This window comes from Myceligenerans pegani, from assembly GCF_014892515.1.
Taxonomy (GTDB): domain Bacteria; phylum Actinomycetota; class Actinomycetes; order Actinomycetales; family Cellulomonadaceae; genus Myceligenerans; species Myceligenerans pegani.
Window position 1 is genome coordinate 17586 of sequence record NZ_JADBGR010000043.1, and the last position, 15582, is coordinate 33167.

The window sequence follows — 15582 nt, forward strand, 5'->3', positions numbered from 1 at the left end:
TACCGCCCTCTCGGCATTTCGCAACCGCTCCGGCGGCCCAGAGGGCTGTCCCGGTGCCGTGACGCACTCGTCCCGCAGGACGACGCACAGGTCACGCACATTTTTCACCCGTGACGGGAAACACACGCCGCAGATTCGCGAGATCAATAACGGATCGGTTACGGTCTAGTGTCCTTGCTTGCGGTGCTGAGTCGGATTGGTGTAAGTGTCCGGTTCGCCCGGCAGCAGGATGGCGCGGTCCCGGTGTGCTCCCACAGGAGTGCGGACGGCGCCAGACCGCCGGATCGGCCGGTCGAGACCCCGACGACCACCCGCGCTCGCGTGGGTGGACCGCCAGGCCGCGTGCGGCCGTGTGACACGGCGGTCGTCGAGGTGGGTGCCCGCGGATGTGGCCACCCGTTCTCGCCGCCCGTGCCCGGGAAGTCCGAAGACTGGACGCGAGTGAACACCGTTTCTGAACAGAGCTCCGGCTCGAACGTTCCCAGCAAGCCCAGAACCCACCATCTCTCTCGCCGTTGGCCCCTCGTGGCCGGCGTCGCGGCCGCCGCGATCGTCGCGTCCGGCACCGTCGCGTTCGCCAAGGCGCACAAGACCGTCGCACTCGACGTGGACGGCACCACCACCTCCGTGAGCACGTTCGCCGGTGACGTCGAGGGCCTCCTCGCCGCCCAGGGCGTCCGGCTCGACGACCAGGACGAGGTGGCACCCGGTCTCGACACCGCGCTGCGCGACGGCTCCGACGTCGTCGTCCGCTACGGCCGCCAGGTGACGGTCGCCACGGACGGCAAGGAGTCCGACGTGTGGCTCAACGTCACCGACTCGAACGAGGCGCTGGAGATCCTCGCCTCGCGCGGCACGGACGTGCGGCTCGTGGCCTCCCGTAGCGGAGAGCGCGCCGACTTCCCGCTGCGCCTGAACGACGACGGCCCGGTCGCCGTCGTGGCCGACGGCTCGACCCGCGTGGTCCGTGCCGGCGGGGACGGCGTGGCCGCGATCCTGGACCGCCTGGACATCGAACTCGGCGCGGACGACCGCGTGAGCGTGGTCTCCGTGGAGGACCTGACCGAGAACGGCGGCAAGGCCGTCAAGGAGGCCGAGGTCGCCGAGGTCGCCGAGAAGTCCGACGTCGACGTGGCGCTCCAGGTGGAGCGCGTCGAGACCAAGAAGGTCACCAGGACCATCACCATCGAGCACCGCTCGAAGACCGTTTCGGACTCCTCGCGCTACGAGGACCTCGAGCCCGCGGTCAGGACTGCCGGCAAGGACGGTGAGCGCACCAAGAGGTACCGGGTGACCACCATCGACGGCGTCGTGACGGACCGTGAGCTGATCTCGAACAAGGTGACCACCAAGCCGGTCACCGAGGTCGTCGTCGAGGGCACCAAGGAGCGCCCGGCCCCCGACCCGGAGCCGGAGCCCGCGGCGAGCAGCGAGAGCTCCTCGTCGTCCTCCTCGAGCACGCCGTCCACCACCAGGACGGCACCGGTCCCTGCCGGGTCCAACCGCGAGATCGGCCAGAGCCTGGCCGCCGCGCGAGGCTGGACCGGTGAGCAGTGGACCTGCCTCGAGGCGCTCTGGACCAAGGAGTCCAACTGGAACCACCTCGCGCAGAACCCGTCCTCGGGTGCCTACGGCATCCCGCAGTCGCTGCCGGGGACCAAGATGGCCACGGCGGGCTCCGACTGGGCGACCAACCCGGCCACCCAGATCAAGTGGGGCCTCGGCTACATCGCCGGCCGCTACGGCACGCCGTGCGGCGCGTGGGGCCACTCGCAGTCGGTCGGCTGGTACTGAGTTGGCTGGTACTGAGTTGTCAGGACCGGTTGGCTCGGGAGTAGTTGGCCCGGTGCTCGACCTGTGGACAGCTGGCGGTCAGATGCCTACCCGTTAGGCTCGTCCCCGTGAATACACGTCAAGGCGCCCTGCTGGGCCCCGCGGAGATCCGCGACCTGGCAGGGCGTCTTGGTGTCCGCCCGACGAAGACGCTCGGGCAGAACTTCGTGCACGACGGCGGCACGGTGCGCAAGATCGTCCGTGCCGCGAACCTGCGTGGCGGGGAACGGGTCGTGGAGATCGGCCCGGGGCTCGGGTCCCTCACCCTCGGCCTGCTCGACGCCGGCGCGTCCGTCGTGGCGGTCGAGATCGACCCGGTGCTCGCCGCCCAGATCCCCCTGACGGTCGCGGCGCACGTCCCGGGCGCCGACGTCGAGGTGGTCCATGCCGACGCGATGGACGTCACCGAGCTGCCCGGCGACCCGCCGACGGCGCTCGTCGCGAACCTTCCGTACAACGTGGCGGTCCCGATCCTCCTGAACTTCCTGGAGCGCTTCCCGTCCCTGGAACGCGTGCTCGTCATGGTGCAGGCCGAGGTCGCGGACCGGATCGCCGCGAAACCGGGGTCCAAGGTCTACGGCATCCCCTCGGTGAAGGCCGCCTGGTACGCCGACGCGCGGCGCTCCCTGCCGATCAGCCGGAACGTCTTCTGGCCGGTGCCGAACGTGGACTCGGCGCTCGTCGCGCTCGAGCGCCGCGACCCGCCGCCGACCACCGCTCATCGCGAGGCCGTGTTCCGCGTGATCGACGCCGCGTTCGCGCAACGACGCAAGACCCTGCGCGCGGCCCTGAGCGGCCTGGCCGGCTCGGGTGCCGCGGCCGAGGAGGCCCTGCGCGCGGCCGGGGTGGACCCGGGGGCGCGCGGTGAGACGCTCACCGTCGAGGAGTTCGCCCGGATCGCGGAGCATCTCGCGTGAGCGGCCACCTGCACGCCGCCCCGGAGCCGTCGGCGACCGTCCGGACACCCGGCAAGGTCAATCTCGTGCTGCGGTCGGGTGCCGTGCGCGACGACGGCTACCACCCGCTGTCCACCGTCTTCCAGGCCGTGTCGCTGTTCGAGGAGGTCACGGCGACGCACGTGGCTCCCGGCGCAGGGATCTCCCTGACGGTGAGCGGGCCCCAGGCCGACGTCGTCCCGCTCGACGAGACCAACCTCGCGTGGCGCGCGGCCCTGGCCGTGGCCGACCACACGGGGATGGACGCCGACGTCGCCCTCCACATCCACAAGGGCGTGCCCGTCGCGGGCGGGATGGCCGGCGGCTCCGCGGACGCGGCCGCGGCGCTCGTGGCCTGCGACGCGTTGTGGGACGCGGGACTGTCCCGCCAGGAACTGACCATGCTCGGCGCGCGGCTCGGCGCGGACGTGCCGTTCGCGCTGCTGGGCCACACGGCAGTGGGCACGGGCCGCGGCGACGTCCTCACCCCGGTGCTGGCCCGCGGCGAGTTCCACTGGGCCTTCGCGGTCCAGGCCGAGGGCCTGCCGACGCCGTCGGTGTTCGCGCGCTTCGACGAGCTGTCGGCGGACGACCCGGCGCACAGCCCCGACCCCGGGGACGACGCCGGGCTCATGGCGGCCCTGCGCGCCGGTGACCCGACCGCGCTGGGCGAGGCCCTGCACAACGACCTGCAGGCGGCGGCCGTGGATCTGCGCCCCGAGCTGGGCCGGGTGATGGAGGTCGCGCGGGAGGCGGGAACGCTCGGCACGCTCGTCTCGGGCTCCGGCCCGACGGTCGCGGCCCTCGCGCGCACCCGCCGCCACGCTCTGGCGATCGCCGCGGCGTGGACGGCGGCCGGCGTCGCGGACTCGGTCTGGACGGCGACGGGCCCGGCCCCGGGCGCCCGCCTCACGGGCTGACGCACCGGGGCCGAGCAGTCGGCCGTGGGTCAGGACTGCTGGGCGGTCAGGGCCTTGTCCAGGACCTCGACGCCGTGGGACAGCGTGGCCTCGTCCACCGTCAGCGCCGGCCGGAACCGCACCGAGCGGGTGCCGCAGCCCAGGAGCAGGACGCCGTCGTCGGCGACGGATGCCAGCACGGCGTCGCGCACCTCGCGCGACGGCAGGCTCAGCGCGCACATGAGGCCACGGCCGCGCACGTCCGACACCAGCCCCGGGTGGCGGCGCGCGAGGTCGTGCAGCCGGGTCAGCAGCGACTCGCCCATGCGCGCCGCGCGCTCGACGAGCCCCTCGGACTCGACGACCTCGAGGATCCGGCGGGAGCGCACCATGTCGGCGAGGTTGCCGCCCCACGTGGAGTTGATGCGGCTGGAGACGGCGAACACGTTGTCCGGCACGTCGTCGACGCGGCCGCCGGCCATGATCCCGCAGACCTGGGCCTTCTTGCCGAACGCGACGACGTCGGGCCGCACGTCGAGCTGCTGGTAGGCCCAGGGGGTGCCGGTCATGCCGACGCCGGTCTGCACCTCGTCGAGGACGAACAGGGCGTCGAACTCCTGGCACAGAGCCTGCATGCCGCGCAGGAACGACGGGCGGAAGTGGTGGTCGCCGCCCTCGCCCTGGATGGGTTCCATGATGAAGCAGGCGATGTCGTGCGGGTTCGCCTCGAACGCCGCGCGCGCGGCGTCGAGCGCGGCGGCCTCCACGGCGTCCATGTCGCGGCCCTCGGCGAGGTACGGCGACGGGATGCGCGGCCAGTCGAACTTGGGGAAGCGCGCGACCTTGCCCGGCTCGGTGTTGGTCAGCGACATCGTGTAGCCGGAACGGCCGTGGAAGGCGTGCTCGAGGTGCAGCACCTTGGAGCCCAGCTCGGGGGAGCGGCCGTGCGCCTCGTTGTGCCGGGACTTCCAGTCGAAGGCGGTCTTCAGGGCGTTCTCGACGGCCAGCGCGCCGCCGTCGACGAAGAACAGGTGCGGAAGAGCCGGGTCGCCGAGGACGCGGGCGAACGTCTCGACGAACCGCGCCATCTCGACGCTGTAGACGTCGGAGTTGGACGGCTTGTTGAGGGCGGCTCGGGTCAGGTCGGTCAGGAACTCCGGGTCCTCGGCCAGCGCGGGGTGGTTCATGCCCAGCGCCGAGGAGGCGAAGAACGTGAACAGGTCCGTCCACTCGCGGCCGTCACGCGCGTCGACGAGCGTGGAGCCGCGGGACTTCTCGAGGTCGAGGACAAGGTCGAACCCGTCGACCAGGAGGTGCTCGCGAAGGGTGGGGAGCGCCTCGGAGGGGGAGAGGATCGTCTCGGTCATGTGGCCACGGTACGGGAGAAGTTTCTGTCCGTACAGGACTCAGCGGGAGAATTTTGTGTACGACGGCGGTCGTGGGTGCGGCTGCTCCTTCCGGGCGCGACGGTGTCAGCCGGCCAGGCTGCCCGCCATGCGCAGGAGCTCCTCGACCTCCACGCCCGAGCGGCCCTCCGGGGTGCGGCCCAGGACCGTGAGGAGCAGGTACGAGCCGGCGTCGTCCGTCCACTCGACGCGGACAGGCCCGTAGCCGTTGTTCTCGACCCGGGTCACGCGTGCGTCACCGCCGCCTTCGGGGAAGTCCATCCAGGCGACCTCGATCGTCTCGCCGCCGAGCTCGGGACCGAGCTGCTCCGATCCGGGGTACGCGACGTAGGTGATCGTGGTGGCCGGGCGGATGGCGCCGGACTCGACCTCGGCGTCCGGCCACGAACCGGGCGCGGCGCCCGGCACGGTCTCCTCGTTCGGCGCGCCGTGCAGGTCGTAGACGATCCACGTGCCGAGGCGGTCCGGCGAGGTGCTGTCGCCGACGCGGCGCGAGATGTCCTCCGGACAGGCGACGGCCGCGCGCATCACGCTGTCGGGCACCCAGGCGGGCTGGCGCACGCCGGCGGCACAGGTGTCGGCGGTGAGCTCGCGGGCGTCCTCGGCGTCGTCGGGCGGCAGCTCCGGGTCGTCGCGCATCGTGATCAGGAGCGTCACGGCGACGACGGCGAGAACGACGACGAGCGCCACTGCGCCGCCGAGGATCATCTCGTTGCGCCGGGTCGCCTTGCGGTAGTCGGTGATCATCGTCATGATCCGCGCCTCATCCCTCGCACCGGAGCTCCGAGAGGGGCTCGCGCGAGAACTCGTACGGCGTCCTGGAGGCGACCGGGCTCTGGGCGACGCCCGGCAGCACCCACGAGGCCCAGTCGCAGTTCGCGTCGAGGAACCAGGCGTCGCGGGAGTCCCGGGCCGGACCCCAGTGCAGGAGCTGATCCGGGCCCTGGCAGTTGTACTCGGGTGCGCACACGGGCACGACGAGCGCCCGCATCGTGACCCAGGTGTTCGTGTTGACGCAGCCGTCCACCGGCAGGCCCGTCCACGCCTGGAACGCCCGGACGGCCTTGTCGGTGTCGGCGTCCCAGGTGCTGTCCGCGGGTCCCAGGGAGTGCGTCGCGGACAGGACGTTCTGGATCGCCAGCACCTCGCCGCCGCTGTCGTGACCGATCTCGCCGCCCAGCGCGCCGGTGCCGCACTCGCCCACGGGGTCGTTGGCGGTCCACGTGTCCTCCGCCACGCGCCCCTGCAGGAACGCGGCGGTGACCAGCGCGGCCACGACGACGCCACCCCCGACCTGCAGCCAGGTCCTCGTGCTCACCATGGTCCGGTTTCCTTGGAAGAATGCCCTTATGTCGCGGTGAGACTAACAATCCTCCCGGAGCAGAAGAAACAGGCGCGCGCAGGGGCGTCGGGGTCAGAAGGCCTCGACCGGGCGGCCCTCGAAGTAGGTCTGGAGGACGATCGTGCTGCGCGTGCTGACCTGGGCCGTGCGGCGGATCTGGCCCAGCAGGCCCTCGAGCTGGCTCGGTGAGGCCACGCGGACCAGCAGCAGGTAGTTCGCGTTGCCCGCCACCGAGTAGCACGCCTCGATCCCGGGCAGGTCTCGCAGACGCTGCGGCGCGTCGTCCTCCTGCGCCTGGTCCAGCGGCGTGATCTCGATGAACGCGGTGAGCGGCAGCCCGATCGCCTCGGGGTCCACCACGGCGCGGTACCCGGAGATCACGCCGCGCGACTCCAGCTTGCGCACCCGGACCTGCACCGCCGAGAGCGACAGTCCCGTCGCCTCGGAGAGCGCGGCGAGCGTGGTGCGGCCGTCCGCCCGCAGCGCACTGACGATCGTGCGGTCGACGTCGTCTTCCAGGGTCATCCGGCCACCTCCGCAGCCTCGAGCCAGGCCATCTCGAGCTCGCCCTTCTCCGTGGCGAGCTTCTTCAGCAGGGCGTCCAGCCTGCCGACGGCCTCGAAGTCCGTCGCCTGGGCCGCCATGTCCTCGTGCAGCTGTGCCTCTTCCTCCGCGATTGTCTCCAACCGCCGCTCGATCCGAGAAATCGTCTTCCGAGCAGCCCGAATCTCCGCCTGTGAGTGCACCGGAGCCCCTGACTTCACCCCACCGCCCCCCAGCTCCCCACCCGACCCTGCCGCCGCCCCAGCCCCTCGCCGCAACGCCAGGTACTCCTCAACTCCACCCGGCAGATCCCGAACAAGCCCATCCCCGAGCAGCGCAACCTGCCGATCCGCCACACGCTCCAGCAGATACCGATCGTGCGACACGACCACCAGCGTCCCCGCCCACCCGTCGAGCAGGTCCTCCAGCGCCGCCAGCGTGTCGGTGTCGAGATCGTTGGTCGGCTCGTCGAGCAGCAGCACGTTGGGCTCGCCCACGAGCAGCCGGAGCAGCTGGAGCCGCCGCCGCTCGCCGCCCGAGAGGCTCTCCACCTTCGCGTACGCCCGCTCGCGGGTGAACCCGAGGCGCTCGGTGAGCTGCGCCGCGGTGAGCTCCTTGCCGTCGATCTCGATCCGGCCGCGCTCGCGCTCGATCACCTGGACGGCGGTGAGGTGCCCGACCTCGTCGAGCTCGCGCACCTCCTGGCTGAGCTGCGCCACCTCGATCGTCTTGCCGCGCCGCACGCGGCCGGAGTCGGGGGCGCGGCGCCCGGTGAGCAGCGAGAGCAGCGTGGTCTTCCCGGAGCCGTTGACGCCGACGACGCCGTACCGGTCCCCGGGCCCGAGCCGCCAGGTCACGTGGTCGAACAGCACTCGCCCCGCCGCTCCGCCGGGGGCAGCGTTCTCGGCGGCCTCGCCCGGCGTCCGCGGCGGAAGGACGACGGTGACGTCCTCCAGGTCCAGCACGTCCTTGCCGAGCCGCCGCGTCGCCATCCGCGTGAGCTCCATGGGGTCGCGCGGGGGCGGCTCGTCGGCGATGAGCGCGGCGGCGGCGTCGAGCCGGAACTTCGGCTTGGAGGAGCGGGCCTTGGCGCCGCGGTGCAGCCAGGCAAGCTCCTTGCGCAGCAGGTTGTCGCGCTTCTCGGCGGCCGCGGCGGCCAGCCGGGCGCGCTCCGCGCGAGCGAGGATGTACGCCGCGTAGCCGCCGTCGTACCCGTCGACGGCGCCCGACCCGTCGCCGCGGACCTCCCAGGTGCGCGTGCAGACGGCGTCGAGGAACCACCGGTCGTGCGTCACGACGACGAGCGCGCCCCGCGCGCCCGAGCGGCCGTACTTCTCGGAGAGGTGCTCGGCGAGCCAGGCCACGCCTTCGACGTCGAGATGGTTGGTGGGCTCGTCGAGCAGGAGGACGTCCGGGTCGTCGGCGAGCAGGCCGGCGAGCGCGACGCGGCGGCGCTGGCCGCCGGACAGGGTGGAGACGGGCGCGTCCAGGTCGAGGTCGGCCAGCATGCCGTCGTGGATCGCGCGGATGCGGGCGTCGGAGGCCCACTCGTGGACGTCGGCGGAGCCGTGCACGAGGTCGAGCACGGTGGCGCCGTCGCCGGCGTCGTCGCGCTGGTCGAGCATGCCGAGCCGGGAGCCGCCCACGCGGGTCACGCGGCCGGCGTCGGGCTCCGACCGGCCGCCGAGGATCCGCAGCAGCGTCGACTTGCCCGCGCCGTTGGGGCCGACGACGCCCACCCGGTCGCCGTCGTCCAGCCCGAGGGAGACGTCGGCGAGCAGGGTGCGGGTCGCGATCCGGAGGGAGATGCCGTCGGCGCCGAGAAGATGTGCCACCCTGCAAGGTTATTCGTCCCCGCCGCGTGCCCGGTCCGGCGCGATGCCGGGCACCGGCCCGGCCGGTGCCCGCCGCCGGATATGCTCGCGGGCGCAGGAGCCGAGAGAGAACGCTTTCCGCAAGGACGCAGGAGGTAGCAGTGGCCCAGTTCGACATGCCCCGCGCCGATCTCGAGCGGTACACGCCCGAGATCGACGAACCCGACGACTTCGACGAGTTCTGGGCCCGCACCATCGCCGAGGCCCGGGCCGCCGGGGCTGATCTGCCCGGCGGCGGAGCCCCGCGGCTCGAACGCGTCGACGCCGGCCTGACACAGGTCACGGTCGACGACGTCACCTTCCCGGGGTTCGGCGGCCACCCGATCAAGGCGTGGCTCACGCGCCCGGCGCACGCCGAGGGACCGCTGCCCGTCGTCGTCCAGTACCAGGGCTACAACGGCGGCCGCGGCCTCCCGCACGAGCACCTCGGCTTCGCCGCCGCGGGCTACGCGCACCTCATGATGGACACGCGCGGTCAGGGATCGGGCTGGGGCGGCGGCGGGGCGACGCCGGACCCGGTCGGCGCGGGGCCCACCGCCCCCGGGTACATGACACGCGGCGTCGAGGACCCGCACGACCACTTCTACCGGCGCGTCTTCACCGACGGCGTGCGCGCCGTGGACGCGGTGCGCGCGATCGACGGCATCGATCCCGAACGCGTGGCCGTCGCCGGCACCAGCCAGGGCGGCGGCATCACGATCGCCGTCGCCGGGCTGCTGGACGACCTCGCCGCCGCGATGCCCGACGTGCCCTTCCTCTGCCACTACCGGCGCGCCGTGCGGATCACCGACGCCATGCCGTACGCCGAGATCACCCGCTACCTGCACGTCCACCGAGCCCCGGAGGTCGAGGAACGCACCTGGCGCACCTTCTCCTACCTCGACGGCGTCTCCTTCGCGCGCCGGGCGAACGCGCCGGCGTTGTTCTCCACCGCGCTGATGGACGACGTCTGCCCGCCCTCCACCGTGTACGCCGCGCGGAACGCCTGGGGAGCGACGTCCGGATCCGCGGCGACGGAGCTGCCCGCGATCGACGTCTACCCGTACAACGGGCACGAGGGCGGCGAGCAGTACCGCTTCGCGCGGCACCTCGAATTCCTGCGCGAGCACCTGAAGTAGACCCCGCCGGGGTAGGGGAGGGCGGCGAACGAGCAGTACGCTGCCAGCGCACCACACTCCCGACGGAGGGACCCCACCGTGACCGAGTTCGACATCCCCCCGGTCGCGCTCGCGCCCGCCGCGCCGCCGGCCGGCGACGAGCCGCCCGGCTTCGACGAATTCCGTTCCGACCTGCTGGTCCGGTCGCGCAGCAAGGCCGCCACGCGGCTCGAGCCGGAGCGGTCGGACGCCGGGGGCCTGACGATCGACGTGGTGACTCTCCCCGGGTTCGGCGACCATCCGCTGCACGGCTGGTTCGTCACCCCGGCCGAGCGGCCCGGGACGCTGCCCGGGGTGGTGGAGCTCGTGCCGCCCGGTGGCCTCGGCACGGCGGGTGACCACACCTGGCTCGCGTCGGCCGGCTACGTGCACCTCGTCGTCGAACTGCGGCACGACGGCGACCCGCGGGACCCGTACAACCACGAGATCTCGGCCGACGCCGTCCGCGCCGTCCAGGAGGTACGGTCCCTGCCGGGCGTGGACCCCTCGCGGGTCGCCGTGCTGGGCCGCGCCGGGGCGGGATGCGCGGCCGTCGCCGCGGCCGGGCTCCTGCAGGACATCGCCTGCGTCATCGCGGAGGCGCCGTTCGCCGAGGCGCACACCGCGGCGCTCCGGGCCTTCGCACGGAGGGCGTCGTCCCCGGTGCTGCTCGGGCCCGGCGCCGGGGCGCCCGAGATCCACGCCGCCTGGGGGGCGCACTCGGCGCAGGTCGTCGCGGAGCTCTCCGGCGTCACGCCGCCCGACGTCGTCGAACGCGTCCTCGACGACTCCGCCCCCGCCGCCCGCCGGGCCACCTACGAGGCATGGCTCTCCACCCACACGACACTCGGCCAGACCTTCGTTCCCCAGGTCGCGAACTAGGGCCGCGCGGCCGGCCGGTCCTTGCCGACGACCGGGGAGCAGGGGCCATCGGCCCGGTCGTGACGCCGGTGGACGCGGGCTCGGCCGGCCGGCGTCGTCGGACACAATGAGCCCATCGTGAGCTCCTCCCCGTCCCGCCGCACCGTCTCGGCCGGTGCCCTCCTCGCCGCTCTGCTCGTCGTCGGACTGAACTTCCGCGCACCGATCACCGCCCTCCCGCCCGTCCTGCCCGACGTCGCGACCGGTCTGGGCATGTCGTCGGTCGAGGCCGGGCTGCTCACCGGCGTGCCGATCCTCTGCTTCGCCCTGTTCGCTCCGGTGGCCTCCTGGATCATCGGCCGGGTCGGCCCCTACCGGGCGATGACGCTCGCCGTCGCCGGCGTGCTCGCCGGAACCCTCCTGCGCTCCGCGGCCACCGGGCCCGCCGGCGTCTGGATCGCCGTGGCCGGCACCGCCGTCATCGGCGCGGCCATCACCCTGGGCAACGTCGCCGCGCCCGTGATCGTGGCCCACGACTTCGCCCGCCGCGCCGCCCTCGCCACCGGCCTCTACACGGCGTCGCTGAACCTCGGCTCGGTCTTCACCACCACGCTCACGGTGCCGCTCGCGGCCTGGCTCGGCTGGCAGGCGGCGCTCGCGGCGTGGTCCGTCCTGGCGGTGGTCGCGCTCGTCACCTGGGCGTGGGTGATCCGGGGTGTACCCGCCCGCGGCGAGGTGTCCGACCGAGAACGCCCGGCGCGGCCACGGGCGGCGCCGGACACGGAGGCGTCGAGCGCAGCAACGTCGAGTACGGCGGGGGCAGGACCGGAAGCGGCAGCGGGTCGGCGCGGGGCTGCTCTCTCCCGGGCGGAGTCCACGCGCCCGGCCGAGCGTGTCCTGCGCCGGCCGATCACTTGGATGCTGGCCGTGGCGTTCGTGGGACAGTCGTTCGCCTTCTTCGCGGTGACCGGCGCGCTGCCGGAGCTGCTCGGCGACCGGATCGGGTTCACTCCCGCGGAGGCGGGCGCGGCGGCGTCGCTGTTCCAAGGGCTGGCGATCCTCGGGTCGCTGGTGCTGCCCGCCACGTACGCGCTGCGGCTGCCCATCGGGGCGGCGTCCGCCGTCGTGACCGCCTGCTGGTTGTCCCTGCCGCTCGGGCTGCTGTTCGCGCCGGGCTGGTGGGCCATCTGGTGCTCCCTGGCCGGCTTTGCGCAGGGCGGGAACTTCGCCGTGATCTTCACCCTGGTCGCGCAGCGAGCGGGGAGCCCGGTCGCGGCGCGCCGCATGGCGGCGACGGTCCAGTCGTGCGGGTACGTGGTCGCTTTCACGGGGCCGTCGGTCATGTTCGCCGTGCACGACGCCACCGGCGGCTGGGCCGCCCCGCTGGCGCTGATCCTCGCCGTGCTGACCGCCATGGCCGTGGCCCTGGCGCTCGCGACCATGCGGATCTCTCCGCGCTCGCGCCGGAAGCGAAACAGAGCGCGGCGTCCTCCGGGTTCACGCCGGTAGGCGATCCGGCCGGGCCGGTCGTCGGTGTGGTCGGTCGGCTGTCAATGCCGTCAGGCAAGGGGTCGACCGCTTATTCCTCGAACTGGGTCGCCAGGGTGCGCAGGAGAGCCGCGAGGCCCGGGCGGTCGTCCTTGTCGAGCGCGGAGAGGACGTCCGCCTCGACGGCGAGGAGGTCGGCCATCGCGGCGTCGACCTGCTTCAGCCCCGCGGTGGTGAGCTCGACCTGGACGCCGCGGCGGTCGTCGGGGGAGCGGTGACGCTCGACGAAGCCGCGGTCGGCGAGGCGGTCGATGCGGTTGGTCATGGTGCCGCTGGTGACGAGCGTCTGCTGGACGAGCGCGCCCGGGGAGAGGCGGTAGGGTTCGCCGGCGCGGCGGAGCGCGGAGAGCACGTCGAACTCCCAGATCTCCAGGTCGCGCCGGGCGAACGCGCGCCGGCGGGCCAGGTCGAGGTGCCGGGCGAGCCGTGAGATGCGGCTGAACACGGTCAGTGGTTCCAGGTCGAGGTCGGGGCGCACCCGCAGCCAGGCCGCGACGATCCGGTCGACCTCGTCGTGCGGCGCACCGTCGGGCTCGGCGGCGCCAGACTCGGCGGCGCGGGGCTCGGCCGTGCCGGGTGTCCCGCCCGGGGCGCCGTCGTCGTGCGGCTCCGGGACAGCACCGCTGGGGAACTCCTCCATGGCGCGAGACTACCCGAAGTGTCTTGACATCAAGAGTCTTGACCGGTCGCAGTCTCTCGGTCGGCCGGCGGGCCGGCGTCGTCGGCCGCTACCTCGACTTCATCAGCAGGGCCGGCTTCCTCTCCATGCGGCTCAGCCCGTTCCACGCGAGGTTCACCAGGTGCGCCGCGACCTCCGACTTCTTCGTCTCGCGGTGGTCCAGCCAGTACTGACCCGTCAGCGCGATCATGCCGGTGAGCATGTTCGCGTACAGCGGGGCCGTGCGGGGGTCCAGGTGGTTGATCCGGAACTGCTCGGTCAGGATGCGTTCCACCTGCGTCGCGACGTCGCCGATCAGGCTCGAGAACGTGCCGGTCGCCTGCGCGACCGGCGAGTCGCGCACCAGGATCCGGAAGCCGTCCTCGCTGTCCTCGATGTAGTCCAGCAGCGCGAGCGCCGTCCGTTCCAGCATCACCTTGGGGTGGCCGCGGGCGTCGAGCGCGCCGGTGAGCGCCGTCGTCAGCTCCTGCACCTCGCGGTCCACGATCACCGCGTACACGCCCTCCTTGCCCCCGAAGTGCTCGTACACCACCGGCTTGGACACCTCGGCGCGGGCCGCGATCTCCTCGACGCTCGTACCGTCGAACCCCTTGGAGGCGAACAGCTCGCGGGCCACGGAGAGCAGCTGCTCACGACGCTGGCTCGCGGTCATACGGGGTCGCGGAGTGCGTCGGGAGTCGGGTGCCATGGTGAACATTGTGCCGTGTGTCCGCGCAGGGAACCGCGACCCGCAGCACGCACCCCCGGCGACCTGGCAGACTAGGGCGCGGTGCACGACGACGGCGGCCCGCCCGACGGTCAGCGGTTCTCCACGCTCCCGACAGTCCTGTCGGAACCGGTGGAGCCCCCTGCTCCGGCCCATGGGTGCGCGTCGTCGGACGCACCGGTCCGCCTTGGTGTAATCGGCAGCACACGGGTTTTTGGTGCCCTTGGTCCAGGTTCGAGCCCTGGGGGCGGAGCGTGAGCACGGAAACACATCGGCCGGCCGCCGTCGTCGTCCTGGCGGCGGGGCAGGGCACCCGGATGAGGTCCCGCCTCCCGAAGATCCTCCATCCCGTGGGCGGGCGGCCGATGGTCGGGCACGCGATCGCCGCCGCGCGCGAGCTGGACCCGGCGGAGCTGGCCGTCGTCGTCCGGCACGAACGGGACCTCGTCGCCGCCGCGATCGCGGAGCTGGACCCGGCGGCGCGCGTCGTCGACCAGGACGAGATCCCCGGCACCGGCCGCGCGGTGGAGTGCGCGATGGAGGCGCTCGGCGAGATCGACGGTGCCGTGGTCGTGCTCGCCGGGGACGTCCCGCTGCTCGACGGCGGGACGCTTGGCCGGATGCTCGCCGCGCACCGCTCGGCGGGCGACGCGGTGACGATCCTGTCCACGCACGTCGCGGACGCCACGGGGTACGGACGCATCGTGCGGGGCGCGGACGGGCAGGTCGAGGCGATCGTCGAGCACAAGGACGCCACGCCCGAGCAGCTCGCGGTGCGCGAGATCAACACGTCCACGTACGTGTTCGACGCCGGCACCCTGCGCCGCGGCCTCGCGAGCCTGGACCGGGCGAACGCCCAGGGCGAGGTCTACCTCACCGACGTGGTCGCGTTCGCCCGCAAGGAGGGCGGCGCGGTCCGCGCGATGGTGACCGACGACGCGATGTCCGTGGAGGGGGTCAACGACCGGGTGCAGCTCGCGGCGCTCGGCGCCGAGATGAACCGGCGCACCCTCGAGTCGTGGATGCGGGCGGGCGTCACGGTCGTGGATCCGGCCACAACGTGGGTCGACGTCGACGTCGAGCTCGCCCCCGACGTGACGATCCTGCCCGGCACGCAGTTGCACGGCGCCACCCGGGTCGGCGAGGGCGCCACGATCGGCCCCGACACCACGCTCCGGGACACGGAGGTGCACGACGGCGCCTCCGTGGTGCGCACGCACGCCGAGCTCGCGGTGATCGGCGCGGGCGCGAGCGTCGGGCCGTTCTCCTACCTGCGCCCCGGGACCGTGCTGGGCCCCGAGGGCAAGATCGGCGGGTTCGTCGAGACGAAGAACGCCACGATCGGCGAGGGCGCCAAGGTGCCGCACCTCAGCTACGTGGGCGACGCCGAGATCGGGGACCACACCAACATCGGCGCGGCGTCCGTCACCGTGAACTACGACGGCGTGCACAAGCACCGCACCGTCATCGGGGCGCACGCGCGCACCGGGGCCGACAACATGTTCGTCGCGCCCGTGACCGTGGGCGACGGCGCCTACACGGCGGCCGGCTCCGTCATCGTCCGGGACGTGCCTCCGGGCGCGCTCGGCGTCGGGCGCGCGGAGCAGCGCAACATCAAGGGCTGGGTCGCGCGCCGGCGGCCGGGCACCGCGGCGGCGGAGGCCGCGGCGGCCGCCACCGAGGGCGTCCCGGTCGACGCGGTCGCCCAGTCGGCCGCGCCCGCCGATGCCGAAGGCACCACCACAGACCACGGCACCACGTCCGACGTCGGGCACCCTGCCGATGCCGGACACCCTGATCAGGAACGAAAGGCCCACTGA

14 protein-coding genes and 1 tRNA gene are annotated in these 15582 nt (G+C 73.1%); 8 read left to right on the top strand and 7 right to left on the bottom strand.

Features of this window, described 5'->3' with window-relative positions:
* Positions 1–525 precede the first annotated feature (525 nt).
* The 3 genes from IIE03_RS02740 (at position 526) to IIE03_RS02750 (ending at position 3688) form a co-directional block, all read left to right on the top strand.
* A complete protein-coding gene (locus IIE03_RS02740) occupies positions 526–1794 on the top strand; it encodes an aggregation-promoting factor C-terminal-like domain-containing protein (RefSeq protein ID WP_319643986.1) in 1269 nt (422 codons plus the stop codon).
* A 107-nt stretch (positions 1795–1901) separates the two neighbouring features.
* Entirely contained in the window at positions 1902–2750 is an 849-nt protein-coding gene (gene rsmA / locus IIE03_RS02745) for a 16S rRNA (adenine(1518)-N(6)/adenine(1519)-N(6))-dimethyltransferase RsmA (protein WP_192861192.1), read from the top strand.
* A complete protein-coding gene (locus IIE03_RS02750) occupies positions 2747–3688 on the top strand; it encodes a 4-(cytidine 5'-diphospho)-2-C-methyl-D-erythritol kinase (protein ID WP_192861193.1) in 942 nt (313 codons plus the stop codon). Before rsmA ends, IIE03_RS02750 begins: the two co-directional genes overlap by 4 nt.
* A gap of 29 nt (positions 3689–3717) precedes the next feature.
* On the opposite strand, the gene lat is transcribed toward IIE03_RS02750, so the two are convergent.
* The 5 genes from lat to IIE03_RS02775 all read right to left on the bottom strand — a co-directional run bounded on the left by lat (position 3718) and on the right by IIE03_RS02775 (position 8793).
* The gene (gene lat, locus IIE03_RS02755; RefSeq protein WP_192861194.1) at positions 3718–5034 is read right to left on the bottom strand and encodes an L-lysine 6-transaminase; all 1317 of its coding nucleotides are present in this window, start codon (positions 5032–5034) and stop codon (positions 3718–3720) included.
* Between the two features lie 105 nt (positions 5035–5139).
* The gene (locus IIE03_RS02760) at positions 5140–5826 is read right to left on the bottom strand and encodes a hypothetical protein (RefSeq protein ID WP_192861195.1); all 687 of its coding nucleotides are present in this window, start codon (positions 5824–5826) and stop codon (positions 5140–5142) included.
* 10 nt (positions 5827–5836) lie between these two features.
* A complete protein-coding gene (locus tag IIE03_RS02765; protein ID WP_192861196.1) occupies positions 5837–6394 on the bottom strand; it encodes a peptidoglycan-binding domain-containing protein in 558 nt (185 codons plus the stop codon).
* 93 nt (positions 6395–6487) lie between these two features.
* Positions 6488–6934: an Lrp/AsnC family transcriptional regulator gene (locus IIE03_RS02770; RefSeq protein WP_318842769.1), complete on the bottom strand. Its 447-nt coding sequence runs from the start codon at positions 6932–6934 to the stop codon at positions 6488–6490.
* 2 nt (positions 6935–6936) lie between these two features.
* Positions 6937–8793 carry an ABC-F family ATP-binding cassette domain-containing protein gene (locus IIE03_RS02775; RefSeq protein ID WP_192861198.1) on the bottom strand — a complete coding sequence of 619 codons (1857 nt, stop codon included), beginning with the start codon at positions 8791–8793 and terminating at the stop codon, positions 6937–6939.
* 140 nt (positions 8794–8933) lie between these two features.
* Between IIE03_RS02775 and IIE03_RS02780 the strand changes: the two genes are divergently transcribed.
* From IIE03_RS02780 to IIE03_RS02790, 3 genes are all read left to right on the top strand, one after another.
* Complete coding sequence (locus tag IIE03_RS02780) at positions 8934–9950, top strand: acetylxylan esterase (RefSeq protein ID WP_192861199.1); 1017 nt, start codon at positions 8934–8936, stop codon at positions 9948–9950.
* 78 nt (positions 9951–10028) lie between these two features.
* Entirely contained in the window at positions 10029–10850 is an 822-nt protein-coding gene (locus IIE03_RS02785) for an acetylxylan esterase (protein WP_192861200.1), read from the top strand.
* Between the two features lie 117 nt (positions 10851–10967).
* On the top strand, positions 10968–12338 hold the full coding sequence (locus tag IIE03_RS02790; RefSeq protein WP_192861201.1) for an MFS transporter: 1371 nt from the start codon (positions 10968–10970) through the stop codon (positions 12336–12338).
* Between the two features lie 70 nt (positions 12339–12408).
* On the opposite strand, the gene IIE03_RS02795 is transcribed toward IIE03_RS02790, so the two are convergent.
* Positions 12409–13017 carry a MarR family winged helix-turn-helix transcriptional regulator gene (locus IIE03_RS02795; protein ID WP_192861202.1) on the bottom strand — a complete coding sequence of 203 codons (609 nt, stop codon included), beginning with the start codon at positions 13015–13017 and terminating at the stop codon, positions 12409–12411.
* A gap of 88 nt (positions 13018–13105) precedes the next feature.
* The gene (locus tag IIE03_RS02800) at positions 13106–13708 is read right to left on the bottom strand and encodes a TetR/AcrR family transcriptional regulator (RefSeq protein ID WP_192861231.1); all 603 of its coding nucleotides are present in this window, start codon (positions 13706–13708) and stop codon (positions 13106–13108) included.
* A 235-nt stretch (positions 13709–13943) separates the two neighbouring features.
* Here IIE03_RS02800 and IIE03_RS02805 point away from each other — a divergent pair.
* Together IIE03_RS02805 and glmU are read left to right on the top strand one after the other, a co-directional pair.
* A tRNA-Gln gene (locus IIE03_RS02805) sits at positions 13944–14015 on the top strand.
* A 1-nt stretch (position 14016) separates the two neighbouring features.
* Positions 14017–15582: a bifunctional UDP-N-acetylglucosamine diphosphorylase/glucosamine-1-phosphate N-acetyltransferase GlmU gene (glmU, locus tag IIE03_RS02810; RefSeq protein WP_192861203.1), complete on the top strand. Its 1566-nt coding sequence runs from the start codon at positions 14017–14019 to the stop codon at positions 15580–15582.

Excerpts from the sequence above, each read along its gene's own strand:
- lat (WP_192861194.1), bottom strand. The coding sequence starts at position 5,034 with ATGACCGAGACGATCCTCTCCCCCTCCGAGGCGCTCCCCACCCTTCGC.
- IIE03_RS02760 (WP_192861195.1), bottom strand. The coding sequence starts at position 5,826 with ATGACGATGATCACCGACTACCGCAAGGCGACCCGGCGCAACGAGATG.
- IIE03_RS02765 (WP_192861196.1), bottom strand. The coding sequence starts at position 6,394 with ATGGTGAGCACGAGGACCTGGCTGCAGGTCGGGGGTGGCGTCGTCGTG.
- IIE03_RS02795 (WP_192861202.1), bottom strand. The coding sequence starts at position 13,017 with ATGGAGGAGTTCCCCAGCGGTGCTGTCCCGGAGCCGCACGACGACGGC.
- IIE03_RS02800 (WP_192861231.1), bottom strand. The coding sequence starts at position 13,708 with ATGACCGCGAGCCAGCGTCGTGAGCAGCTGCTCTCCGTGGCCCGCGAG.